At 68.0% G+C, this 734-nt stretch carries 1 protein-coding gene; it reads left to right on the top strand.

The window, feature by feature from the left end; translation table 11 throughout:
• Positions 1-213 precede the first annotated feature (213 nt).
• A complete protein-coding gene (locus tag ACVCAH_RS37995) occupies positions 214-456 on the top strand; it encodes a hypothetical protein (protein WP_447141032.1) in 243 nt (80 codons plus the stop codon).
• The last annotated feature ends 278 nt before the right edge of the window (positions 457-734 follow it).

Here is a 734-nt window from a genome sequence, read left to right as displayed (position 1 = left end):
GGTGCGGGCATCCGAACTCCTCCCTCGGCGACCAGTGTCGCCTCAGATCAGGTGCCCGGGAAACCGGGGGAAGCTCACTCCCCGCTACCGCGTGACGGTGCGATCGGCGCGGCGGTGGGTGACAGGTGGGGCGCGCGAGGTCCGCGGGCTGGTTCTGGCCTGAGCCGTTGGGCACTGCGCGCCCCACCACTCGAAAGGCATGGAATCGTGACGATGTATCACGGTGGCGAGCAGGTAGACCACGCGCAGGAGTTGCTGGCACGGCACACGGTGTCCAGCGCGGACGGCCGGTGCTTGGAGTGCGGCATCCCGGGGCCGTGCCTGTTTCGCGAGCGTGCCGCAGCGGTGTTCGCGCTGTCGTTACGGCTGCCTCGCCGCGTACCGGGCGCGACCCAGCCGCACCTGATCGGTGTGGGCCAGTCGGCCTTGCGCGGATGGTTCGCACAGATGAACTGAGGATGGCCACCGCGCAGAAGACACTGGCGGTGTCCCATGGCACGTCCAGACACTGGCCGTCTGCGCTGTGATCGGCGAAGTCGCGATGCGGGCACCTTGCCCGATCAGGGACGGGCTGGCGGCGCCGGCCCTGCAGTCCGCGTGCCGGCTGGCCCAGCGACCGAAGATCGCTAGAGAGCCAGCACTACTAAGGCGTGTTTGGTAAGTCGAGGGATCCGTACGAAGTCGCGGCGTGGCGGTGGTCGATAACTGAAGAGGTCTCCGGTATCTGGTTCTGC

The organism is Micromonospora sp. LZ34, from assembly GCF_052981855.1.
Note: the sequence above shows the minus strand (reverse complement) of the source record. Positions and strands in the feature narration are given on the sequence as shown.

Coding starts and splice junctions, on each gene's coding strand:
- ACVCAH_RS37995 (WP_447141032.1), top strand. CDS start 214: ATGTATCACGGTGGCGAGCAGGTAGACCACGCGCAGGAGTTGCTGGCA.